General features: G+C 60.1%; 22 protein-coding genes and 1 pseudogene. 15 read left to right on the top strand and 8 right to left on the bottom strand.

The annotated features are described in order from the left end of the window. Window positions 1-6: 6 nt before the first annotated feature. The 12 genes from TU74_RS15485 (at window position 7) to hemN (ending at window position 12,140) form a co-directional block, all read left to right on the top strand. Window positions 7-198, top strand: a complete 192-nt coding sequence (locus TU74_RS15485; RefSeq protein ID WP_080960194.1) for a cbb3-type cytochrome oxidase subunit 3 — start codon at window positions 7-9, stop codon at window positions 196-198. Continuing rightward, window positions 195-1,133, top strand: coding sequence for a cytochrome-c oxidase, cbb3-type subunit III (gene ccoP / locus TU74_RS15480; protein ID WP_047275226.1), 939 nt, complete (start codon window positions 195-197; stop codon window positions 1,131-1,133). The genes TU74_RS15485 and ccoP (TU74_RS15480) overlap by 4 nt, the downstream gene beginning before the upstream one ends. A 480-nt stretch (window positions 1,134-1,613) precedes the next feature. Continuing rightward, window positions 1,614-3,056, top strand: a complete 1,443-nt coding sequence (ccoN, locus tag TU74_RS15475) for a cytochrome-c oxidase, cbb3-type subunit I (RefSeq protein ID WP_047275228.1) — start codon at window positions 1,614-1,616, stop codon at window positions 3,054-3,056. Then, the gene (ccoO, locus tag TU74_RS15470; protein WP_047275230.1) at window positions 3,056-3,664 is read left to right on the top strand and encodes a cytochrome-c oxidase, cbb3-type subunit II; all 609 of its coding nucleotides are present in this window, start codon (window positions 3,056-3,058) and stop codon (window positions 3,662-3,664) included. The genes ccoN and ccoO overlap by 1 nt, the downstream gene beginning before the upstream one ends. Before the next feature lie 5 nt (window positions 3,665-3,669). Beyond that, the gene (locus TU74_RS15465; RefSeq protein WP_080960189.1) at window positions 3,670-3,861 is read left to right on the top strand and encodes a cbb3-type cytochrome oxidase subunit 3; all 192 of its coding nucleotides are present in this window, start codon (window positions 3,670-3,672) and stop codon (window positions 3,859-3,861) included. After that, window positions 3,858-4,835 carry a cytochrome-c oxidase, cbb3-type subunit III gene (gene ccoP / locus TU74_RS15460; protein WP_048377007.1) on the top strand — a complete coding sequence of 326 codons (978 nt, stop codon included), beginning with the start codon at window positions 3,858-3,860 and terminating at the stop codon, window positions 4,833-4,835. The genes TU74_RS15465 and ccoP (TU74_RS15460) overlap by 4 nt, the downstream gene beginning before the upstream one ends. Before the next feature lie 329 nt (window positions 4,836-5,164). Beyond that, entirely contained in the window at window positions 5,165-6,580 is a 1,416-nt protein-coding gene (gene ccoG / locus TU74_RS15455; RefSeq protein WP_047275235.1) for a cytochrome c oxidase accessory protein CcoG, read from the top strand. 12 nt (window positions 6,581-6,592) lie between these two features. Next, window positions 6,593-7,138, top strand: a complete 546-nt coding sequence (locus TU74_RS15450) for a FixH family protein (protein ID WP_047280410.1) — start codon at window positions 6,593-6,595, stop codon at window positions 7,136-7,138. 104 nt (window positions 7,139-7,242) lie between these two features. Next, on the top strand, window positions 7,243-9,693 hold the full coding sequence (locus TU74_RS15445) for a heavy metal translocating P-type ATPase (protein WP_048377006.1): 2,451 nt from the start codon (window positions 7,243-7,245) through the stop codon (window positions 9,691-9,693). Window positions 9,694-9,713: 20 nt separating this feature from the next. Next, a complete protein-coding gene (gene ccoS / locus TU74_RS15440) occupies window positions 9,714-9,944 on the top strand; it encodes a cbb3-type cytochrome oxidase assembly protein CcoS (protein WP_047275241.1) in 231 nt (76 codons plus the stop codon). Beyond that, complete coding sequence (locus TU74_RS15435; RefSeq protein ID WP_047282560.1) at window positions 9,937-10,620, top strand: sulfite exporter TauE/SafE family protein; 684 nt, start codon at window positions 9,937-9,939, stop codon at window positions 10,618-10,620. The genes ccoS and TU74_RS15435 overlap by 8 nt, the downstream gene beginning before the upstream one ends. A 137-nt stretch (window positions 10,621-10,757) precedes the next feature. Beyond that, on the top strand, window positions 10,758-12,140 hold the full coding sequence (gene hemN, locus TU74_RS15430; RefSeq protein ID WP_047277668.1) for an oxygen-independent coproporphyrinogen III oxidase: 1,383 nt from the start codon (window positions 10,758-10,760) through the stop codon (window positions 12,138-12,140). Here the strand turns inward: hemN and TU74_RS15425 are convergent. After that, window positions 12,133-12,573, bottom strand: coding sequence for a hypothetical protein (locus TU74_RS15425; protein ID WP_047275380.1), 441 nt, complete (start codon window positions 12,571-12,573; stop codon window positions 12,133-12,135). The genes hemN and TU74_RS15425 overlap by 8 nt on opposite strands. A 187-nt stretch (window positions 12,574-12,760) precedes the next feature. Between TU74_RS15425 and fnr the strand changes: the two genes are divergently transcribed. Both fnr and TU74_RS15415 read left to right on the top strand, forming a co-directional pair. Continuing rightward, on the top strand, window positions 12,761-13,495 hold the full coding sequence (gene fnr / locus TU74_RS15420) for a fumarate/nitrate reduction transcriptional regulator Fnr (protein WP_047275248.1): 735 nt from the start codon (window positions 12,761-12,763) through the stop codon (window positions 13,493-13,495). Between the two features lie 47 nt (window positions 13,496-13,542). Beyond that, window positions 13,543-14,088: an adenine phosphoribosyltransferase gene (locus TU74_RS15415; protein WP_048377005.1), complete on the top strand. Its 546-nt coding sequence runs from the start codon at window positions 13,543-13,545 to the stop codon at window positions 14,086-14,088. A gap of 44 nt (window positions 14,089-14,132) precedes the next feature. Here the strand turns inward: TU74_RS15415 and recR are convergent, their stop codons facing one another. The 3 genes from recR to dnaX form a co-directional block, all read right to left on the bottom strand. Further along, a complete protein-coding gene (recR, locus tag TU74_RS15410; RefSeq protein ID WP_047275252.1) occupies window positions 14,133-14,735 on the bottom strand; it encodes a recombination mediator RecR in 603 nt (200 codons plus the stop codon). A gap of 151 nt (window positions 14,736-14,886) precedes the next feature. Beyond that, a complete protein-coding gene (locus TU74_RS15405) occupies window positions 14,887-15,225 on the bottom strand; it encodes a YbaB/EbfC family nucleoid-associated protein (protein ID WP_017527493.1) in 339 nt (112 codons plus the stop codon). A gap of 74 nt (window positions 15,226-15,299) precedes the next feature. Next, on the bottom strand, window positions 15,300-17,366 hold the full coding sequence (gene dnaX / locus TU74_RS15400; RefSeq protein ID WP_048377004.1) for a DNA polymerase III subunit gamma/tau: 2,067 nt from the start codon (window positions 17,364-17,366) through the stop codon (window positions 15,300-15,302). A 144-nt stretch (window positions 17,367-17,510) separates the two neighbouring features. On the opposite strand from dnaX, the gene TU74_RS15395 reads away from it, so the two are divergent. Further along, window positions 17,511-18,254 (top strand): substrate-binding periplasmic protein, encoded by a 744-nt coding sequence (locus TU74_RS15395; RefSeq protein WP_048377003.1) that lies wholly within the window; start codon window positions 17,511-17,513, stop codon window positions 18,252-18,254. A gap of 4 nt (window positions 18,255-18,258) precedes the next feature. On the opposite strand, the gene TU74_RS15390 is transcribed toward TU74_RS15395, so the two are convergent. From TU74_RS15390 to TU74_RS15380, 4 genes and pseudogenes are all read right to left on the bottom strand, one after another. Beyond that, a complete protein-coding gene (locus TU74_RS15390) occupies window positions 18,259-19,956 on the bottom strand; it encodes a putative bifunctional diguanylate cyclase/phosphodiesterase (protein ID WP_048377002.1) in 1,698 nt (565 codons plus the stop codon). A gap of 22 nt (window positions 19,957-19,978) precedes the next feature. Continuing rightward, window positions 19,979-21,040: a methyl-accepting chemotaxis protein gene (locus TU74_RS15385; RefSeq protein ID WP_371058065.1), complete on the bottom strand. Its 1,062-nt coding sequence runs from the start codon at window positions 21,038-21,040 to the stop codon at window positions 19,979-19,981. A gap of 222 nt (window positions 21,041-21,262) precedes the next feature. Further along, a pseudogene (locus TU74_RS25110) lies at window positions 21,263-21,526 on the bottom strand (PAS domain-containing protein); the annotation flags it as partial. A 289-nt stretch (window positions 21,527-21,815) separates the two neighbouring features. Next, a partial coding sequence (locus tag TU74_RS15380; RefSeq protein WP_048375663.1) for an IS3 family transposase occupies window positions 21,816-22,219 on the bottom strand: 404 nt, incomplete at its 5' end.

Raw genomic sequence — 22,219 nt, 5'->3', positions numbered from 1 at the left:
TTCGAGATGAGTAGTGGAATGATTCGCGGCCTGGGCACGGTCGTGGTGGCAGTGGCCTTTATCGGCCTGGCGTTGTGGGTGTTCAGCCCGCGTCGCAAGTCGGAATTCGAAGACGCGACCTTGCTGCCATTCAAGGACGATCCGCAAGCCATCAAACACGTCGAGCAAGAACAAGCGTCTAGGAGTAACAAAGCATGACCACCTTCTGGAGTATCTATATCAGCGTGCTGACGATCGGCACGTTGATTGGCCTGACCTGGCTGCTGGTCGGTACGCGCAAGGGTGAAACCAAGGGCGAAACCGTCGAGACCATGGGCCATGCCTTTGACGGCATCGAGGAATACGACAACCCGCTACCGCAATGGTGGTTCATGTTGTTTGTCGGCACGCTGGTATTTGGCGTCGGCTACCTGATCCTCTACCCCGGCCTGGGCAACTGGAAAGGCCTGCTGCCGGGTTATGAAAACGGCTGGACCGGCGTCAACGAATGGCAAAAGGAAATGGACAAGGCCGATGCCAAGTTCGGCCCGATTTTCGCCAAGTACGCCGCCATGCCTGTGGAGCAAGTCGCTCAGGACCCGCAAGCCCTGAAAATGGGCGGTCGCCTGTTCGCCTCCAACTGCTCGGTATGCCACGGTTCGGATGCCAAAGGCGCGTTCGGCTTCCCTAACCTGGCCGACAACTCATGGCGTTGGGGCGGCGATGCCGACACCATCAAGACCACCATCATGGGTGGCCGCATGGCTGCCATGCCGGCCTGGGGCGAAGTGTTGGGCGAAGACGGGGTCAAGAACGTAGCGGCTTATGTGCGTCATGACCTGGCAGGCCTGCCGTTGCCGCAAGGCACCACGGTGGATCTGGCCGCAGGCAAGCAAGCGTTCGACACCACGTGTGTGGCGTGCCACGGGGCAACCGGCAAAGGGACACCGATCATGGGTGCGCCTGACCTGACCCAACCGGCTGCCTTCATCTATGGCACCAGCCTGGCACAGTTGCAGCAAACCATCCGTCACGGCCGTCAAGGTCACATGCCGGCGCAGAACGAATTGTTGGGCAACGACAAGGTGCAACTGCTGGCGGCCTACGTGTTCAGCTTGTCCCACGGTAAGCAAGAGGAAAAATCAGCGGAATAATTTCCGGACATTTCCTGCCGCATCATTTTGGTGCGGCAGTTCCCGCCTCAAAGCGCGACCAAGTGTCGCACCTCTCAGCCGTCCTTCATTGCTCTCTCGCCATTCAGGACTAAGCTCTTAATTCTGCGATTCGGCGTGCGCCGGGTTCAGGTCAAGCGAAAAAAATCGGTCAGTTGAAGGGCAGTGTTTCCGGCCACACGGTTGGGTTTATACCGGCTATCGTCGATTGCGGTCTTCGCCATGATGTCGTCGTGCCTTATTCCCGCCCGGTTTTGTCCGTCCCACCCCCCTTCGTCTGCGTGCTCCATGCGGTTGATTTTCGTGGCGGAATTTATCCCTACGAAGCGTGTGGAAAGGGCGCAGAATCAGCGTTGGAAAGCATTGACCGAGGTCATGCTGCGTTGCAATAACCCTACGCTTTATACATACTTGCGCCCGATTTTTACTCCTAATAAAACACCTAAACCGTGGAACCTTAGAATGAGCACAGCAATCAGTCCGACTGCTTATAACTATAAGGTAGTCCGCCAGTTCGCCATCATGACGGTGGTCTGGGGGATCCTTGGCATGGGGCTCGGGGTTTTCATCGCTTCACAACTTGTGTGGCCTGAATTAAACCTTGGCCTTGAGTGGACGACCTTCGGCCGTCTGCGTCCCTTGCACACCAACCTGGTGATTTTCGCCTTCGGTGGTTGTGCATTGTTCGCCACCTCTTATTACGTCGTGCAGCGCACCTGCCAGACGCGCCTGATCTCCGATACCCTCGCCTCCTTCACCTTCTGGGGTTGGCAAGCGGTGATCGTCGGCGCCCTGATCACGTTGCCGCTGGGTTACACCACGACCAAAGAATACGCAGAGCTGGAATGGCCTTTGGCTATCCTGCTGGCCATCGTTTGGGTGGTCTACGGCATTGTGTTCTTCGGGACCATTACCAAGCGCAAAACCAAGCATATCTACGTGGGTAACTGGTTCTACGGTGCATTCATCATCGTGACGGCCATGCTGCACATCGTGAACCACGCCTCCCTGCCCGTGACGTTCTTCAAGTCCTACTCGGCCTATGCCGGTGCGACCGACGCCATGATCCAGTGGTGGTATGGCCACAACGCCGTGGGTTTCTTCCTGACCACAGGCTTCCTGGGGATGATGTATTACTTCGTTCCCAAGCAGGCCGAGCGTCCGATCTACTCGTACCGCCTGTCGATCGTGCACTTCTGGGCACTGATCACCCTGTACATCTGGGCCGGTCCGCACCACTTGCACTACACCGCACTGCCGGACTGGGCTCAGTCGCTGGGCATGGCCATGTCGATCATCCTGCTGGCACCCAGCTGGGGCGGCATGATCAACGGCATGATGACCCTGTCGGGCGCCTGGCATAAGCTGCGCACCGACCCGATCCTGCGCTTTTTGGTGGTTTCGCTGGCGTTCTACGGCATGTCGACCTTTGAAGGTCCGATGATGGCCATCAAGACCGTCAACTCGTTGTCGCACTACACTGACTGGACCATCGGCCACGTTCACGCCGGCGCTCTGGGCTGGGTGGCCATGATCTCGATCGGCGCCCTGTACCACATGATCCCGCGCCTCTACGGGCAAAAGGCCATGTTCAGCACCAGCCTGATCAACACCCACTTCTGGCTGGCCACTATCGGTACGGTGTTGTACATCGCCTCGATGTGGGTCAACGGCATCACCCAGGGCCTGATGTGGCGCGCCATCAACGACGACGGCACCCTCACGTACTCGTTCGTCGAAGCGCTGCAAGCCAGCCACCCGGGCTTTATCGTTCGCGCCATCGGCGGTGCTTTCTTCGCCAGCGGCATGCTGTTCATGGCGTACAACGTGTTCCGCACGGTACGCGCCTCGAACCCGGTAGAAGCTGAAGCAGCCACCAAGATCGCTGTCGTTGGAGCCCACTGATGAAGCACGAAACAGTCGAGAAGAACATCGGCCTGATGGCCTTCTTCATGGTCATCGCCGTGAGCATTGGTGGTTTGACCCAAATCGTTCCGCTGTTCTTCCAGGACGTGACCAACACGCCCGTCGAAGGCATGAAGCCGCGCTCGGCACTTGAACTCGAAGGCCGCGACATCTACATCGCCAACGGTTGTGTTCAGTGCCACTCGCAAATGATCCGCCCGTTCCGTGCTGAAACCGAACGTTACGGCCACTACTCGGTCGCCGGTGAAAGCGTCTGGGATCACCCGTTCCTGTGGGGTTCCAAGCGTACCGGTCCGGACCTGGCCCGCGTCGGCGGCCGTTACTCCGATGACTGGCAGCGTGCGCACTTGTACAACCCGCGCAACGTGGTGCCTGAATCGGTCATGCCCGCGTATCCGTTCCTCGTGGAACGCAAGCTGGACGGCAAGGACACCGCGAAAAAAATGGAAGTCTTGCGCACGCTCGGCGTCCCTTACACCGACGAAGACATCGCCGGTGCCAAGGATGCAGTGAAGGGCAAAACCGAAATGGACGCACTGGTGGCTTACCTCCAGGGCTTGGGCACTATCATCAAAAGCAAACGGTGATCTAGATGGATATCGGGATGATTCGTGGCCTGGGCACTGTCGTCGTGATGGTGGCTTTTATCGGTTTGGCGCTGTGGGTATTCAGCCCGCGGCGCAAGTCGGAGTTTGAAGACGCAACCCTGTTGCCGTTCAAGGATGATCCCGAAGCCATCAAGCACGTCGAGCAAGAGCAAGCTTCTAGGAGTAACAAAGAATGACTACGTTCTGGAGTCTGTACGTTACAGTCCTCACTCTGGGTACCATCTTCGCCTTGACCTGGTTGTTGCTGGCCACCCGCAAGGGGCAACGCAGCGAACAGACTGACGAGACAGTTGGGCACTCTTACGACGGGATTGAAGAGTACGACAACCCGATGCCGAAATGGTGGTTCATGCTGTTTGTGGGCACCGTGATTTTTGCCTTGGGCTACCTGGTGTTGTACCCGGGCCTGGGTAACTGGAAAGGCCTGCTGCCGGGCTACCAGTACCTCGACCTACAAAAGGAAACGCCGTTCGCCAATGGCCAGACGGGCTGGACCGGGGTTCACGAATGGGAAAAGGAAATGGCCAAGTCGGACGCCAAGTTTGGTCCGATCTTCGCCAAATTCGCTGCCATGCCCATTGAAGAAGTCGCTAAAGATCCGCAAGCACTGAAAATGGGCGGCCGTTTGTTTGCGTCCAACTGCTCGGTGTGCCACGGCTCCGACGCCAAGGGCGCGTACGGTTTCCCTAACCTGACCGACGCCGACTGGCGCTGGGGTGGTAGCCCGCAAGAGATCAAGGCCACCATCATGGCCGGCCGCCACGCGATGATGCCGGCTTGGGCAGACGTAATCGGCGAGCAGGGCGTAAGCGACGTAGCCGCTTACGTGCTGACCCAACTGGACGGCCGCAAGCTGCCAGAAGGCGCCAAGGCTGATCCGGCCAAAGGCAAAGAGCTGTTCGCCACCAACTGCGCCGTGTGTCACGGCCCGGAAGGCAAAGGCAACCCGCTGATGGGCGCCCCCAACCTGACTCACCCGGGCGCGTTCATTTACGGTTCGAGCTTCGCTCAACTGCAGCAGACCATCCGTTACGGCCGTGAAGGCCAAATGCCTGCTCAAGCGGATCTGCAAGGGAACGACAAGGTTCACTTGCTGGCCGCTTACGTGTACAGCCTGTCCCACGGTGAAGACACCAAGGCCGCTGAATAACCCAGTGGTTTGACCGCGTTGACAAAGAGCCCCGCCACCCTGTGTTGGCGGGGCTTTTTTACGCCCTCAGAAACGGCACGTAACCCAACTAAACCGCTCTGGCCAAGCACGCTGCGGGCTTTTCCTGCCTGTAGGCAGGCACTGAAGTCAATTGATCTGTGTCATGACTTGTTACAACTGCTATACCAAGTTCTGTTTTTTCGGAACGCGACCAAAGGTCGCACCCTTGAGCTAGAGTCACAGGCGTATCATTGCGCCACTGCAACACCTTCTGACTGCGGCCGGCACGCACTGGTCGCGGCATTTTTCCACTGCCGTGGGACGCACTAATGAGCAATCAGATTCCAGTACACGATGTAACGCCACCTGCCAAGAAGGCACCTGAAAGCGTCAACCTCTATGCTGCCCGGGAAAAAATCTACACCCGCGCATTCACCGGTTTGTTCCGCAATTTGCGAATGGTCGGGGGGGCCGTGCTGTTTTTGCTGTACTTCGGCACTGTCTGGCTCAACTGGGGCGGCCACCAGGCTGTCTGGTGGAACCTTCCGGAACGTAAATTCTTCATTTTTGGCGCCACCTTCTGGCCACAGGATTTCATCCTGCTATCGGGCTTGCTGATCGTCGCCGCCTTCGGCCTGTTCTTCATTACCGTGTACGCCGGGCGGGTGTGGTGTGGCTATACCTGCCCGCAGAGCGTGTGGACCTGGGTCTTCATGTGGTGCGAAAAAGTCACTGAAGGTGACCGCAACCAGCGCATCAAACTCGACAAAGCGCCGATGAGCGCCAACAAGTTCGTGCGCAAGCTCAGCAAGCACAGCCTGTGGCTGCTGATCGGCTTTGTCACTGGTATGACCTTTGTCGGCTACTTCTCCCCCATTCGCGAACTGGTGATCGATTTCTTCACCGGTCAGGCCGATGGCTGGGCGTATTTCTGGGTCGGTTTCTTCACCCTCGCCACCTACGGCAACGCCGGGTGGCTGCGCGAACAAGTGTGCATTTACATGTGCCCGTATGCGCGCTTCCAGAGCGTGATGTTCGACAAAGACACGCTGATTGTTTCCTACGACCCGCGTCGCGGTGAAGTCCGTGGCCCGCGTAAAAAGGACGCAGACTACAAAGCTCAAGGCCTGGGCGACTGCATTGACTGCACCATGTGCGTGCAGGTGTGCCCGACCGGGATCGACATCCGTGACGGCCTGCAGATCGAATGCATCGGCTGTGCGGCCTGCATCGACGCCTGCGACAGCATCATGGACAAGATGAACTACCCGCGCGGCCTCATCAGCTACACCACCGAGCACAACTTGTCCGGGCAAAAAACCCATAAGCTGCGCCCTCGCCTGATCGGTTATGCGCTGGTGCTGCTGACGATGATGGGCCTGCTGGCTGCTGCCTTCTTCACCCGCAGCCTGGTCGGGTTCGATGTCAGCAAAGACCGCGTGCTGTACCGCGAAAACGCTGAAGGCCGGATCGAAAACGTCTACAGCCTGAAGATCATGAACAAGGACCAGCACGACCACACCTACGTGCTCGATGCCACGGGTCTGCCGGACCTGAAACTGCAAGGCAGGCGCGAGATCAAGGTCGCGGCGGGCGATATCGTCAGCATGCCGGTCGAGTTGTCGATTGCCCCAGAAGCACTGCCGTCCAGTACCAACGAGGTGTATTTCATTCTCAAGGACGCGGACAACAGCGACATCAACGTAAAAGCCAAGAGCCGCTTCATCGGCCCCCAAATCAGATAAGAGAGCCTTGCCATGCCAGCACCAAAACCCTACAGCCCCTGGTACAAGCACCTGTGGCCGTGGATCATCATTGCCATCCTGGCCTGCTCGGTGACGCTCACGCTGTCGATGGTCACCATCGCCGTGAACAACCCCGATCATCTGGTCAATGACAACTACTACGAGGCTGGCAAAGGCATCAACCGTTCGCTCGACCGCGAACTGCTGGGTCAGCAGCTCAACCTCAAGGCGACGTTGCACCTGGATGGCATGACCGGTGAAGTGGTGCTGCTGCTCGACGGCAACAGCCACCCGAAAACGATTGAACTGAACCTGATTTCCCCGACCCAGCCCGAAAAGGACCGCAAGGTGCCGCTGACACAGAGTGAATCGGAGCCGCGCCGTTACATCGGCCAGTTGGATGACAAGGTTGAAGGGCGCCGTTTCGTCGAGCTGCTGGGCGTTGAAGATGGCAAGACCTGGCGCCTGTTTGAGGAAGAAGAAGAAGTCGGTCACGACAAAGACCTGTTGCTGGGTGACGAGCCCCTGCAAGGCGCTGAAGTCCACTCCAAACAGTAACAACGTTGCCCGCAAGGCCGCCGTGACAGGGAAACGCGAACCCTGCCACGCTGGCCTCGCGGGCAATGATGTATGTTCAGCGCACAGCCTCGCGACAGACTGCCATGACCACTCCCGTACCCTGCTATCACTGCGCCCTGCCCGTTCCGCCGGGCAGTCGCTTCACTGCGGTCGTTCTCGGGGAAACCCGCGAGTTCTGCTGCCCCGGCTGTCAGGCCGTGGCCGAAGCCATCGTCGCCGGCGGGCTGGAAAGCTATTACCAGCACCGCAGCGAAGCCTCCGCCAACCCTGAAGCGCTGCCGGTGCAGTTGGTCGAAGAACTGGCCCTGTATGACCGCCCCGACGTGCAACAACCGTTTGTGCGGCATGAAGGCGAGCAGGCTGAAACCACCCTACTGATTGAGGGCATCAGTTGCGCGGCCTGTGGCTGGCTGATTGAAAAACACCTGCGCCGCTTACCGGCCGTGAGCGAGGCACGGCTGAACCTGTCCAATCACCGCCTGCATGTGCGCTGGGCCGACAGCCAGTTGCCGCTGAGCGAAGTGCTCAGCGAACTGCGCCACATCGGCTATGCCGCCCACCCGTATCAGACCGACCGCGCCACCGAACAACTGGCCAGCGAAAACCGCCTGGCCCTGCGCCAATTGGGCGTCGCCGGGCTGCTGTGGTTTCAGGCAATGATGGCAACCATGGCCACCTGGCCCGAATTCAACATCGACCTCAGCCCCGAGATGCACACCATCCTGCGTTGGGTCGCGCTGTTTCTGACCACCCCGATCGTGTTTTACAGCTGCGCGCCCTTTTTCAAAGGCGCCATGCGCGACGTGCGCACCCGACACCTGACCATGGACGTGTCGGTATCGCTGGCCATCGGCGGTGCTTACATCGCCGGTATCTGGACTGCCATTACCGGCATTGGCGAACTGTATTTCGACGCCGTGGGCATGTTTGCGCTGTTCCTGCTGGCCGGGCGCTACCTCGAACGACGTGCCCGGGAGCGCACCGCCGCCGCCACTGCGCAGCTAGTCAATCTGCTGCCCGCCTCTTGCCTGCGCCTGAGCCCTGACGGGCAAAGCGAGCGCATCCTGCTGACCGAACTCAAGGTCGGTGACCAAGTACTGGTGCATCCCGGCTCGATCCTGCCCGCCGATGGCAAGATCCTCGACGGGCAATCCAGCATCGACGAATCACTGCTGACCGGCGAATACCTGCCACAGCCCCGCAGCCCCGGCGACGCGGTCACGGCGGGCACGCTGAACGTCGAAGGCGCCCTGACCATTGAAGTGCTGGCCCTGGGCCAGGACACACGCCTGTCGGCTATCGTGCGCCTGCTCGACCGCGCCCAAAGCGAAAAACCGCGCCTGGCGGAAATAGCCGACAAGGCCGCGCAATGGTTTTTGCTGTTCTCGTTGCTCGCGGCGGCCGCCATCGGCGTGGTGTGGTGGCAACTGGACCCGTCCCGCGCGTTCTGGATTGTGCTGGCCATGCTGGTAGCAACCTGCCCGTGCGCCCTCTCGCTGGCGACCCCCACCGCGCTCACGGCGGCCACCGGCACGTTGCATAAGCTGGGCCTGCTGCTGACACGCGGGCACGTGATCGAAGGCTTGAACCAGATCGACACCGTGATTTTCGACAAAACCGGCACCTTGACCGAAGGCCGTCTGGCGCTGCGGGCCATTCGCCCCCTGCGTGATCTGGACAGCGACCACTGTCTGGGGCTGGCCGCTGCGCTGGAAAATCGCTCCGAACACCCGATTGCCCGCGCTTTCGGTCGCGCGCCCCACGCCGCAGAGGAAGTGCACAGCACGCCCGGCCTGGGTCTCGAAGGGCGCGTGGGTGCGCAGCGCTTGCGCATCGGCCAGCCGGGGTTTGTCTGTGAACTGAGCGGGACGGCCGTGCCGGACATGCCGCAGGAGCCGGGCCAATGGCTGCTGCTGGGGGACCCTCAGGGGCCGCTGGCCTGGTTTGTCCTCGATGACCGCTTGCGCGCCGACGCCCCGGCGCTGCTGGCGGCCTGCAAGGCCCGGGGCTGGCGCACGCTGCTGCTGTCGGGCGATACCTCCCCGATGGTCGACAGTGTGGCGGCCGAGCTGGGGATTGATGAAGCGCGCGGCGGCCTGCGCCCCGACGACAAACTGCACGTGCTGCAACAGTTGCATGCCCAGGGCCGCACCGTGCTGATGCTCGGTGACGGGGTCAACGACGTGCCGGTGCTGGCCGCTGCCGACATCAGCGTGGCCATGGGATCGGCCACTGACCTGGCGAAAACCAGCGCCGATGCCGTGCTGCTGTCCAATCGGCTCGAGGCATTGGTGCAAGCCTTTGGCCTTGCCCGGCGCACACGTCGGGTTATCATCGAAAACCTGTTGTGGGCAGGCCTGTACAACGGCCTGATGCTGCCCTTTGCGGCGCTGGGCTGGATCACCCCCGTGTGGGCCGCCGTGGGCATGTCCATCAGTTCACTGATCGTGGTGTTGAACGCCTTGCGCCTGACGCGCATGCCGAAGCCCGCCAGCCTTCAACCTACCCTCGGTCCTCAGCCGATGCCGGCCTGAAACGGCCGTCCGGAGTTCTTATGCCAGCGCTTTACGTCATGATTCCCGCGGCCTTGCTGATTGTCGGGGTCGCCATTTACATCTTCTTTTGGGCGGTGGACAGCGGCCAGTACGACGACCTGGACAGCCCGGCCCACAGCATTCTGTTTGACGACCAGGACCCGCAGCACACCGCCGCCGTCGACGAGGCCAAAGGCCTGCACCCGGACGCGCCCAAAGACGACGATCAAACAGCGCCGCCCCATGCTTGAATTGGCGCCGCTGCTGGTTTCAGCCGTCATCCTCGGCCTGTTGGGCGGTGGCCACTGCCTGGGCATGTGCGGCGGGTTGATGGGCGCCCTGACCCTGGCGATTCCGAAAGAACAACGCAGCCGACGCTTCAGGTTGCTGCTGGCCTACAACCTCGGTCGAATCCTCAGCTATGCCGCTGCCGGTTTATTGCTTGGGCTCGCAGGCTGGGCCGTGGCCAATAGCCCGGCGGCGCTGTTCATGCGCATCCTCGCGGGCGTGCTACTGATTTGCATGGGCTTGTACCTGGCGGGCTGGTGGAGCGGGCTGACGCGCATTGAAAGCCTGGGGCGCGGCCTGTGGCGTCATATTCAGCCGATTGCGACGCGTCTGCTGCCGGTATCGAGCCTGCCGCGCGCTTTGCTGCTGGGCGCACTCTGGGGCTGGCTGCCGTGCGGACTGGTGTACAGCACCCTGATCTGGTCAGCCAGCCAGGGCAGCGCGACCGACAGCGCGCTGTTGATGCTGGCGTTTGGTCTTGGCACGTGGCCCGTGTTGCTGGCCACGGGGCTGGCGGCCGAACGTGTCACGGCCCTGCTGCGCAAGCGCAGCGTGCGCATGACAGGCGGCATGCTGGTGATCCTGTTCGGCATCTGGACCCTGCCCGGCCCGCACCAGCATTGGTTAATGGGGCATTGAGTCGGGCAGCGTGACGCCCCGTGCGGTGTCAGGCTGCTACAAAGCTGCAACCACAGCTCTTGATGCAAATCAAGATGCAACAGTGACCCACCCCCTAGACTGCCGAGCATTGCCAGCCATCCCGGGGGAATGCCCGCATGCTCGACGCCATTCGTTGGGACTCAGATTTAATTCGCCGTTACGACATGGCCGGACCGCGCTATACCTCGTATCCCACAGCCATGCAGTTCAACAGCCAGGTCAGCCCGTTTGACCTGTTGCATGCGTTGCGAGAAAGCCGCAAGGCGTTGCGTCCTCTGTCGTTGTATGTGCACGTGCCGTTCTGCGCCAACATTTGCTATTACTGCGCCTGCAACAAAGTCGTGACCAAGGACCGGGGCCGCGCACAGCCCTATTTGCAACGCCTGGAGCAGGAAATCCAGCAGATCGCCTGCCACCTCGACCCCCATCAAAAGGTCGAGCAGTTGCACTTTGGCGGTGGCACGCCGACGTTCCTCAGCCATGACGAACTGCGCCAGTTAATGGCCAAGCTGCGCCAGCATTTCAACCTGCTGGACGATGACTCCGGCGACTACGGCATCGAGATCGACCCGCGCGAAGCCGACTGGTCGACCATGGGGCTGTTGCGCGAGCTGGGGTTCAATCGGGTCAGCATCGGCCTGCAAGACCTCGACCCGCAGGTACAACGGGCCGTGAACCGCTTGCAAAGCCTGGAAGAAACCCGCGCGGTGATTGACGCGGCGCGCACCCTGCAATTTCGCTCGATCAATATCGACCTGATCTACGGGCTACCGAAACAGACGCCCGAGGCATTTGCGCGCACGGTCGACGAAGTGATTAACCTGCAGCCGGATCGTTTGTCGGTGTTCAATTACGCGCACTTGCCTGAACGCTTCATGCCACAGCGCCGGATCAATGCCAGTGATTTGCCGTCCCCTGCCGACAAGCTGCAGATGCTGCAAAACACCATCGAGCAACTGACCAAAGCCGGTTACCGCTACATCGGCATGGACCACTTCGCCCTGCCGGATGACGAACTGGCCATTGCCCAGGAAGAAGCCACGCTGCAACGCAATTTCCAGGGCTACACCACCCACGGTCATTGCGACCTGATCGGGCTCGGGGTGTCGGCCATCAGCCAGATCGGCGATTTGTACTGCCAGAACAACAGCGATCTGGCGCAGTACCAGACCACGCTGGCCAGTGCCCAACTGGCCACCAGCCGCGGGCTGATCTGCAACCAGGACGACCGGATCCGCCGCGAAGTGATTCAGCAAATCATCTGCAACCTGCACTTGCCGTTTGCGCGCATCGAGCAGGCGTTCAACATCGACTTCAGGGGGTATTTCGCGGCCCAGTGGCCCGCACTGGAAGCGATGGCGCAAGACGGCCTGATCGCACTGGACAGTGACCAGTTGACCGTTCTGCCGGCGGGGCGGTTATTGGTGCGCTCGGTGTGTATGGTGTTTGATGCGTACCTGGAGCAACAAAACCGCCAGCGCTATTCGCGGGTTATTTAGCGGCTAACGAAGCGGCCTTGAGCGCGTCGTCGCTGCTCATGTCTTTCATGGCCTTGGCCAGGCTCGCGTTCAGCGTGATCAGACTGGCCGTCAGGCTGGAAATCTCACCCTGCAATGCCGACGCTTGAGCCTTGGCCTGTTCCGGGCTCAGGCTGCTGTTGGTCAACACTTGTTGCAGTTGCTGCTGCTTCTCGGCGATCTGCTTTTTGACGTCGCGAATCATCTTCAGCAGTTTCTGAATGTTGTCGGGCAAACCGCTGTCTTCAATGTCGCTGTTGTCAGCTTTCTGCGCCCCGGCCGCTTTCAGGGCGGCGCCCGAAATGGTGACCGACACGCCTTCAGCCGGAGTCGTGGCGTCCACGTCAAGTTTCGCGTCTTTGTCGGCTGTTTTCTGACCCTGCGTGTTCTGCACGGGCGCCGGGATGTGCAACATCCCGCTTTGCCCCAGGGTTACCCCTCCCATCGACGACATCTTCCCTGCTCCGTTTATCTGCGATACCCGTTTATCGGCCAAATCCTACATTTCTTGAGCGTTGCGCCCAGAGAAGGCGCACTGGTCTGGATTCCCTTGATGAGTTACCCTTGTAACTTATGTGTGTTTTCCCACAAGGATTAAAGAAATGTCCGAGCCAGTAAAACTGCGCGCTCATAACCAGGCACACTGCAAGGACTGCAGTCTGGCGCCTCTGTGTTTACCACTTTCATTGAATCTGGAAGATATGGACGCGCTGGATGAGATCGTCAAGCGAGGCCGCCCCCTGAAAAAAGGGGAGTTCCTGTTTCGCCAGGGCGATACGTTTGGTTCGGTGTACGCAGTCCGTTCTGGCGCGCTCAAGACCTTCAGCCTGAGTGACAGCGGCGAAGAGCAAATTACCGGCTTCCATTTGCCCAGCGAACTGGTCGGCCTCTCCGGCATGGACACAGAATCCTACCCGGTGTCAGCACAGGCGCTGGAAACCACGTCGGTGTGCGAAATCCCGTTTGAACGCCTGGACGAGCTGGCCCTGCAATTGCCGCAACTGCGTCGCCAGTTGATGCGCGTGATGAGCCGCGAAATCCGCGACGACCAACAAATGATGCTGCTGCTGTCGAAAAAGACCGCTGACGAGCGTATTGCCACGTTCCTGGTCAACCTGTCTGCCCGCTTCCGGGCCCGCGGTTTCTCGGCCAACCAGTTCCGCCTCAGCATGTCGCGCAATGAAATCGGCAACTACCTGGGCCTGGCCGTTGAAACGGTCTCGCGGGTGTTCACGCGCTTGCAGAACGACCATTTTCTGATCGCGGAAGGCAAGGAAGTCAACATCCTTGACCCGATCAAGCTGTGCGCACTGGCAGGCGGGTCTTTGGAAGGCTAAAGCCGCTATACTGGCGCGCTTTACGCACGCCAGGACACACCCACATCATGGTCTTGAACGACTTCTCCCTAAAATCGCTGATCCGCCCGGTCATTGACTTCCCCAAGCCGGGCGTGATTTTTCGCGACATCACCCCGCTGTACCAGTCCCCTCGCGCCATGCGCGTGATTGCCGATTCGTTTATCGAACGCTACGTCGAAGCCGACTTCACCCACATTGGCGCCATGGATGCACGCGGGTTCCTGATCGGATCGGTTCTGGCACACCAGCTCAACAAGCCCCTGATCCTGTTTCGCAAGCAAGGCAAACTGCCGGCGGACGTGATCGCTGAAGGCTATCAGACCGAATACGGCGAAGCGTTTTTGGAGGCGCACGCTGACAGCCTGTGCGAAGGGGATTCGTTGCTGATCGTGGATGACCTGATTGCCACAGGCGGCACGCTGATTGCGGCGGCCAATCTGGCACGGCGCATGGGGGCAACGGTCTTTGAAGCGGCGGCCATCATCGACCTGCCGGAACTGGGCGGTTCAAAGCGCCTGAATGACATCGGCATTGCGACCTTCAGCCTGACTGAGTTTTCGCTGACCGAATAAAGCATCGCCCTTGCTGTCACGTTCGCCAGCAAGGGCGATGGGTCTCACAATGCGATGGGTTTGCGTCCAGCGAACGAATGCGCCAGCGTTCCGCCATCCACCAATTCAAGCTCGCCACCCAACGGCACGCCGTGGGCGATGCGTGACGCGATCAAACCTTTGCTGTGCAGCAGCTGCGCAATGTAATGCGCGGTGGCCTCGCCTTCGACCGTCGGGTTGGTGGCAAGGATGACCTCGGTAAAGGTGCCTTGCGATTCAATGCGCGCCATCAACTGCGGAATGCCAATCGCCTCTGGCCCCAGGCCATCCAGCGGCGATAAATGCCCCTTGAGCACGAAATAGCGCCCGCGATACCCCGTTTGCTCCACGGCATAGACGTCCATCGGGCCTTCCACCACACACAGCAGGGTGTCATCGCGACGCAGGTCCGCGCACTGCGGGCACAGGTCGTCTTCGGTCAGGGTGCGACACAACCGGCAATGCCCTACCCCTTCCATCGCCTGACTCAACGCCAGCGCCAGACGCGAGCCACCACTGCGGTCACGCTCAAGCAACTGCAGGGCCATGCGCTGCGCGGTCTTTTGACCCACGCCCGGCAAAGTGCGCAAGGCATCAATCAGTTGGCGAATCAGGGGGCTAAAGCTCATAGGGAAAAGTCCGACAAAACAACGAGAGGCGGTTTATACCCGCCCGGTCAGGCAGCGTCAAATGCTCTCGTCACCCCCACAGCCCGCGACAGCGACGACAAAAAACGCGCAAAAAAAAGCCGGGCGCGGAGCCCGGCTTTCTCACAGCACCTTAGAACGGCAGCTTCATGCCCGGTGGCAATTGCATGCCGGCGGTCACGCCGCTCATTTTGTCCTGGCTGTTGGCTTCGATCTTGCGCACGGCGTCGTTAACGGCCGCGGCGAACAAGTCTTCCAGCACTTCACGGTCATCATCGCTCACGCCTTCCAGCAGGCTGGGGTCGATGCTTACGCGCTTGATGTCGTGACGACCGGTCATCACCACGCTCACCATATCGCCACCTGCCTTGCCGGTGACTTCTGCGTTGGCCAGTTCTTCCTGCATCTTGGCCATTTTTTCCTGCATCTGCTGCGCCTGCTTCATCAGGCCGGCCATGCCACCTTTCATCATGGGAATCACCTCAAACGGTATATGCACAATATGCCCATGGCCTTCGACCACGGGCTGTAATTTTTTATCCGCCGCTACGACGCCTGGGGCTCGACCACGTCGACAGGCTGGATCGTATCGTCACGCACGGCGGCGTCGAACTGTTCAATCATGTGTTGGACCAACGGGTCGGCATAGATCGATTCCTCCGCCAGTCGCTGACGCTCGGCGCGCAGACGGGCTGCCGCTTGCGCCGGGGTTTCCTGTTCGGGCTTGATCAGCTCGATGGTGACTTTAAGTGTGCGCTGCAAGTGTTGGTTCAAGGCATCGTTCAAACGACGCTGCTGGGTCGCGTTAAACAACGCACTGTGCGCCGGATCCAGGTGCAGCAGCCACTCATCCCCTTCGGCCGAGATCAGCGTGCAGTTGGCACCAATGCTTGCTGTCATCCCCGACACCGGTAATTTGGGGAACATGTTCAGCCATTCAAGGGCCAGACCGGTCGCCGGCATCGCGGCGGGCTGCGGTTCAGGCTCCGGCGCAGGCTCATGCTCGGCCGCATGCTCACTGGCCAGCTCGTCCAGATAACTGTAGGCCGCCGAGTCCATGTCCGGCTCAATGTAGTCTTCGTCCAACGGCGGCTCGTCATCGCGGTCCATGCCTGAGAGGGCCGCATCGACTTGCTCGGCGGTCGGCTCGGGGATCGGTGCGGCCGTCCACTGCGGCGCGTCGGGCACCACGCTGTCCGGGGTAGGCAATGGCATCGACGGCAACGCGGGGGGCTCACTGACGGTCTCCAGCACCGGCTCGGGGGCAGGCGCTTGCTCGACGACCGGCACAGCGGGCTCGTTCCACGGCAGATCGACTTCTGCGACCACAGGCGCCCGTGGCTCAACCACCGGGGCCGGGGCAGGCGTCGGGGGCGGGGCAACCTGGGGTTCAGGCGCCGCGACGGGTTCCGGCACCGGTGTCGCGACCGGCGTTAGCGCAGCAGCCGTCGCCACGGCTTGAGCGGAATCAACTGTGGCCTGGCTGATCCCCACCGGCTTTAGCGGCTGACTCGGTGCGTCCCCGGTGTCGGCAGGACGAAAGGCCAACATGCGCAGCAGCACCATTTCGAACCCGCCCCGCGGGTCGGGCGCGAGGGGTAAATCGCGGCGACCGATCAGGCCCATCTGGTAATAAAACTGCACATCTTCGGCCGGCATCGCCTGCGCCAGCGCCAACACCCGATCCCGGTCGCCGTGACCATTGTCGACGCCTTCAGGCAATGCCTGGGCAATCGCTACGCGGTGGAACACGTTGAGGATTTCCGACAGCACGCCATTCCAGTCCGGCCCCTGCTCGGCCAAATGGCGCACAGCCTCAAGCAAGGCTTTTGCATCGCCCTGAATCAAGGCGTGAAGCAGGTCAAACACCTGGCCGTGGTCCAGCGTACCGAGCATGGCCCGCACATCCGCAGCCAGCACTTTGCCTTCACCGAACGCAATCGCCTGATCGGTCAGGCTCATGGCATCGCGCATCGACCCGTCTGCAGCACGCCCGAGCAGCCACAGGGCATCGTCTTCAAAAGGAACGTTTTCGACACTCAGCACATGGCTCAGGTGTTCAACCACGCGCTCCGGGGTCATGTTCTTGAGCGAGAATTGCAGGCAGCGCGACAAAATGGTCGCCGGCAGCTTTTGCGGGTCGGTCGTCGCCAGGATGAACTTGACGTAGGGCGGCGGCTCTTCAAGGGTTTTAAGCAGCGCATTGAACGAATGGCTGGAGAGCATGTGCACTTCGTCGATCAGGTAGACCTTGAAGCGCCCTCGGCTCGGCGCATACTGCACGTTATCGAGCAGCTCGCGGGTGTCTTCGACCTTGGTGCGGCTGGCGGCGTCGATTTCGATCAGGTCGACAAAACGGCCTTCGTCGATTTCGCGGCACACCGAACACTCGCCACACGGGGTCGAGGTGATACCTGTTTCACAGTTCAGGCATTTGGCGATGATCCGCGCAATGGTGGTCTTGCCCACGCCACGGGTACCGGTGAAAAGGTAGGCGTGGTGCAAGCGCTGACTGTCCAGGGCGTTGATCAGAGCCTTGAGCACATGGGTCTGGCCGACCATTTCGCGGAACGAGCGCGGACGCCATTTACGTGCAAGAACCTGATAACTCATTGATAACCGTCGCGTCTGAAAAGCGGAAGGCGCTAATGCTAGCGGAGCAAGGGCAAAATTGCATCCGATGTGGCCGCCTAATCTGGCTATGCTGCTGCCTGACGGGCTATTTATATCGTTTTGCCCCCCTCTGCCGGAGATCTTATGCGCTGGCCCCCCTTGTTATTGATACTGGCCGCCGCGCCCTGTCTGGCGGAACTGCCGCCTATGCGTTTCGCCATTGCAGACAGTTGGGCGATGCCCATGGTGCGGCACGAGAACGGCCAGCCCACTGAAGGCATCCTGTTTGACGTCATGCAAAGCCTGGCGCGCCAGATAGGCTATCCGGCGCACTTTCAGGTACTGGCCCGGGCGCGGGTTCAGAGCGCCATGGACCATGGAGAAATGGATGTGCGCTGTTTTGTCACCCCTGCCTGGGTCGGCCCGAACGCCGACCAGTACCTGTGGAGCGAACCGCTGCTCGCACAACGCGATGTGCTGGTCGGCACACGCCAGCGCCCGGCGCCGGTGAATCTGCAAACCCTGGAGCGACAGTCGGTCGGTACAGTGCTCAGCTACACCTATCCCTCCCTGCAACCGTTGTTCGATGCGGGCAGGCTGCAGCGCGATGACGCCCGCAGCCAGGAACAAGTCCTGCAAATGCTGATCATCGGACGCTTCAACTATGCGGTCAGTAATCAATGGGCAGTGGACTGGATCAATAAAGACCTCGAACCGGCAGACCAACTGCACGACGTGGCGCTGGTGCAGGAACAAATGCTCAGCTGCATGGTGCGTAACGACCCGCAGCTGCCCACGGGAAAAATCCTCAGCACCCTGTCTGCCATGCGCCAGTCCGGGGAAATAGAGCGCATCATTTCGCGTTACACCGCACCCGCGCCGCTGTGACCGCTCAGGCGCAAGCGGCCTGCAACCATGCCCCGGGCGGTTCGAAACCGGCCACCCAATTGGCCACTTCGCGAATCGGCATGGGCCGCGCAATGAAATAGCCCTGCGCCACTTCGCAGCCCAGCTCCATCAGCAGGCAACCCTGCGCTTCGCTCTCTAGTCCCTCGGCAATCACATTGCGCCCAAACGCGCGTGCCAACCCGACCACCGCCGTGGTCAGGGCCAGGTCATCCTGATCGTGGAGGATGTCACGCACAAAGGATTTGTCGATCTTGATGGTTTCAGTCGGCAAGCGTTTGAGGTAGCTCAGCGAGGAATAGCCCGTACCGAAATCGTCCAGCGAAAAACGCACGCCTAAAGCCTGACAGGCTTTAAGGCATTGACTGACATGCTGCATGTTCTCAATGGCCGCCGACTCAATGATTTCGAGGTCCAGCTTTTCGGGCGCCACCTCCGCATACCGCCCCAGCAACACCTTAAGCCGCGCCACAAAATCCGCGCGCTGAAAGTGCCGGGCCGCAATGTTGACACTGATCGACCAGTGCGCCCCGGCCCTTTGCCATTCGTGCATTTGCCGGATCGCCTGATCGATCACCCATTCCCCGATGTCGATAATCAAGTCGGTCTGCTCGACCACCGGTAAAAAATCGCAGGGTTCCATCAGCCCTTTCTTCGGATGATGCCAACGCCACAGGCCTTCAAAACCCAACACCTCGCCGGTACGCATGTTGACCTTGGGCTGGTAGTGCAAACACAACTCACCCGCTGCCAAGGCCTGGCGTACACGCTCGACCTGTTCGTGGGTGGCCTTGATCTCGCGCCCCTTGAGCACATCGAACACGTAATAGCGGTTGCGTCCGCTTTGCTTGGCCACGTACATGGCCTGATCGGCATGGCGCAACAGCGTGTCGGCATCTTCGTTGTCGAGCGGGTAAAGCGTGACGCCAATGCTGGCACACACACTCAGGCTGTTTTCACCCACCGTGTAGGGCCGGGAAATGGCGGTCAACACCCGCTGCATGGCCCCGTGCAGCTCATCCGCATCGCGCACATGGCGCAGGATCAGGACAAATTCGTCCCCGGCCAGACGCGCCACGACATCTTCACCGCGCATGATGCTTTTTAAACGCTTGGCCACCTCGATCAGCAGCAAGTCGCCGCTGGCATGGCCGTAACCGTCATTGACTGCCTTGAAGCCGTCCAGATCGAGCATGCACACCGCCAGCGGAATGCCATCGGCGCGCGAAGATTCGAGGGCCTGATTCAACAGGTCGGAGAGGTAGGCGCGGTTTGGCAAGCCAGTCAGCACATCGTGCCCCACGCGCCATTGCAGGGTGTGCAGCAACTGACGCTTTTCGCTGACATCAAAACGGATCGACAAATACTTGCGCACTTGCCCCGTCGATTCATCCACCAGCGGCACCATGGTGCTGTCCACCCAGTACACCGTGCCGTCTTTACCCCGGTTGCAGATTTCGCCTTTCCAGACCTGCCCCCGGGAAATGGTGCGCCACATGCCGACAAAGAACTCGGGCGGATGAAAACCCGAGTTCAGGATGCGATGGTTGGCCCCCAACAATTCCTCACGCGGGTAACCCGACACGTCACAGAACTGCTCGTTGACGTAGGTGATGCGCCCACTTAAATCGGTTTCAGAAAAGATCGCCGCAGCATCTACAGCTTTGCGGTACATATCGTCCATGATTCACTTCACGCCTTGCCAATTACCGATTGAAACGATCCACCAGGGCCCGAAGCCCTGTAGAGATTCGTTTGAGTTCGCCACCACGCACGACTGCCGCATTGGCGTTTTGCGCGGTATTTTGCACGGTTTGAGCAACATTGTTGATTTGGCGTGAAACATCTTCGGCCACCGAGGACTGTTCTTGCGACGCAGCGGCCATCTGCTGGCTCATGTCAGTGATGCGCTCTACGGCCTGACGAATGCCCTGCAGCGCTTCCTGCGCTTGCAGTACCTGACGCACGCCCTGCTCAGCCTCCTGAATGCCCAGACTGGCAATATTGACCGCCTCCTCGGCGCCCGTTTGCAGGTTTTCGATGATGCCCTGGATCTGCTCGGTCGACTCCCGGGTCTTGCCCGCCAGCGCCCGCACTTCATCCGCCACCACGGCAAACCCGCGCCCTTGCTCGCCTGCGCGTGCGGCCTCGATCGCAGCATTGAGTGCCAACAGGTTGGTTTGATCGGCAATCGCGCGAATCATGCTGGCAGCCAGCATGATTTCTTGGGTTTGGCCGGCCAGATTGCCCACCGCGCCATTGATTTGATTCACCGTATTGGCCAGCAATTGAATGGCATCACGGGTGGTACCGGCCACCAGACTGCCCTCTTGGGCCAACTGGTTCGCGGTTTTGGCCTCTACCGCCGTGTGCTGAACATGCATCGCCACTTCGGAGATCGACGCGGCCATTTCGGTCATGGCGGCCGCGGTCATGTCAGTCTCGGCACGCTGTTGCAACAAGGCGCTTTCCGTGTCGCTGGACAACTGACTGGAGTCCGCCGCCGCTTCGGCCATCTGGTTGGCCAAATCCAGCAAGCGGGTCAGTGCGGTCTTCAGACGCGCTTCTTCGCTGATCAAAATCATGTGTAACCGGGCGACAGCACCGTCGGCGTCGCTGTACACCCTGGCGCTGATCGGGTCCGAAAATGAATCCGCAGAAGCGTTGAGGATGTGCTGGAATTGCTGGCCCACGCGCCGGTGCCCCCACACCCCCACCCCGATAAACAGCGCGGCCGTGAGACTTTGTGCGGCCAGCGTCGGGAGCACATAAGCACTGGCAACCGACACGATGGCCGCGGTGACCGGCAGTAACAGGGCGCCCGCGGCTTGAGTGACGCGGTGCAACGCCGACACCGCAGGTTTGCCTTCACGCAAGCGCGCATAGAGCGCCTCAGCGCGGGCCACCTGCTCACGGGTGGGCTTGACCCGCACCGACTCGTACCCGACCACACGACCGCCTTCCAGAATCGGCGTGACATACGCGCTGACCCAGTAATAGTTGCCGTTCTTGCAGCGATTCTTGACCACCCCCATCCAGCTTTTACCGGCCTTGAGGTAGCGCCACATCAATTCGAAAACTGAGGCAGGCATGTCGGGGTGGCGAACCAGATTGTGCGTACTGCCGATCAACTCATCCTGAGTAAAACCGCTCATGGCGGCGAATTCGGCATTGCAGTAAGTGATATGGCTGTGGACATCCGTGGCTGAGATCAACCGCTGATGCTCGGGAAATGTTTGTTCGACACCGGTCACGGGAAGGTTAATGCGCACGGTAAAACTCCACCTGTGGATAGCACGCACAGGCGCGCCATGTAAGAACAGAACAACCCCAAGGCTCACCGCACATACACTTAATACGCACGGGGCAATATTAAGCAGACGTGCAACAACACCCAACCTCTTTGAACAGGTGTGGGCTTGAAGAAGATCAAAAGTGGCGCAATTCTACAAAGTAATCTCAGCTTTGCAAGTAAGATGGCCAGACAACAACCCGGCCTTGACCCTATGCCTTATAACAACGCATTGAATCGCCCCGGGTTTTCTAGACACTCTCCAGGCTCGCTGCGTAACGCTTTTCAAACTCTACCGGTGACAGCTGATTGTTGAAACTGTGGCGTCGTTTTGGGTTGTAAAACATCTCGATGTAATCGAACACATCATCCCGAGCATCCTGGCGTGTAGTGTAGATTTTACGCTTGATCCGTTCCCGCTTTAGCAACTGGAAAAAGCTCTCCGCCACAGCGTTGTCGTGGCAGTTACCTCGACGACTCATGCTGGCCACCAGGTTGTTAGCTTTCAAGAAGCTTCGCCAGTCCGAACTGCTGTACTGACTGCCTTGATCCGAGTGGATCATCACCTCTTGCTTCGGCTTACGTCTCCAAACCGCCATCAGCAGTGCATCAATGGCTACGTCGCTGGTCATCTGCGACTTCATTGACCAACCAA

This window comes from Pseudomonas lundensis, assembly GCF_001042985.1.
Classification (GTDB): domain Bacteria; phylum Pseudomonadota; class Gammaproteobacteria; order Pseudomonadales; family Pseudomonadaceae; genus Aquipseudomonas; species Aquipseudomonas lundensis.
The sequence above is the reverse complement of the archived record's forward strand: the minus strand, read 5'-3'. Positions and strand labels throughout refer to the sequence as shown.

Bases quoted from the DNA above. Each gene is read 5' to 3' on its own strand.
- TU74_RS15485 (WP_080960194.1), top strand. From the start codon at position 7: ATGAGTAGTGGAATGATTCGCGGCCTGGGCACGGTCGTGGTGGCAGTG.
- ccoP (WP_047275226.1), top strand. From the start codon at position 195: ATGACCACCTTCTGGAGTATCTATATCAGCGTGCTGACGATCGGCACG.
- ccoN (WP_047275228.1), top strand. From the start codon at position 1,614: ATGAGCACAGCAATCAGTCCGACTGCTTATAACTATAAGGTAGTCCGC.
- ccoO (WP_047275230.1), top strand. From the start codon at position 3,056: ATGAAGCACGAAACAGTCGAGAAGAACATCGGCCTGATGGCCTTCTTC.
- TU74_RS15465 (WP_080960189.1), top strand. From the start codon at position 3,670: ATGGATATCGGGATGATTCGTGGCCTGGGCACTGTCGTCGTGATGGTG.
- ccoP (WP_048377007.1), top strand. From the start codon at position 3,858: ATGACTACGTTCTGGAGTCTGTACGTTACAGTCCTCACTCTGGGTACC.
- ccoG (WP_047275235.1), top strand. From the start codon at position 5,165: ATGAGCAATCAGATTCCAGTACACGATGTAACGCCACCTGCCAAGAAG.
- TU74_RS15450 (WP_047280410.1), top strand. From the start codon at position 6,593: ATGCCAGCACCAAAACCCTACAGCCCCTGGTACAAGCACCTGTGGCCG.
- TU74_RS15445 (WP_048377006.1), top strand. From the start codon at position 7,243: ATGACCACTCCCGTACCCTGCTATCACTGCGCCCTGCCCGTTCCGCCG.
- ccoS (WP_047275241.1), top strand. From the start codon at position 9,714: ATGCCAGCGCTTTACGTCATGATTCCCGCGGCCTTGCTGATTGTCGGG.
- TU74_RS15435 (WP_047282560.1), top strand. From the start codon at position 9,937: ATGCTTGAATTGGCGCCGCTGCTGGTTTCAGCCGTCATCCTCGGCCTG.
- hemN (WP_047277668.1), top strand. From the start codon at position 10,758: ATGCTCGACGCCATTCGTTGGGACTCAGATTTAATTCGCCGTTACGAC.
- TU74_RS15425 (WP_047275380.1), bottom strand. From the start codon at position 12,573: ATGTTGCACATCCCGGCGCCCGTGCAGAACACGCAGGGTCAGAAAACA.
- fnr (WP_047275248.1), top strand. From the start codon at position 12,761: ATGTCCGAGCCAGTAAAACTGCGCGCTCATAACCAGGCACACTGCAAG.
- TU74_RS15415 (WP_048377005.1), top strand. From the start codon at position 13,543: ATGGTCTTGAACGACTTCTCCCTAAAATCGCTGATCCGCCCGGTCATT.
- recR (WP_047275252.1), bottom strand. From the start codon at position 14,735: ATGAGCTTTAGCCCCCTGATTCGCCAACTGATTGATGCCTTGCGCACT.
- TU74_RS15405 (WP_017527493.1), bottom strand. From the start codon at position 15,225: ATGATGAAAGGTGGCATGGCCGGCCTGATGAAGCAGGCGCAGCAGATG.
- dnaX (WP_048377004.1), bottom strand. From the start codon at position 17,366: ATGAGTTATCAGGTTCTTGCACGTAAATGGCGTCCGCGCTCGTTCCGC.
- TU74_RS15395 (WP_048377003.1), top strand. From the start codon at position 17,511: ATGCGCTGGCCCCCCTTGTTATTGATACTGGCCGCCGCGCCCTGTCTG.
- TU74_RS15390 (WP_048377002.1), bottom strand. From the start codon at position 19,956: ATGGACGATATGTACCGCAAAGCTGTAGATGCTGCGGCGATCTTTTCT.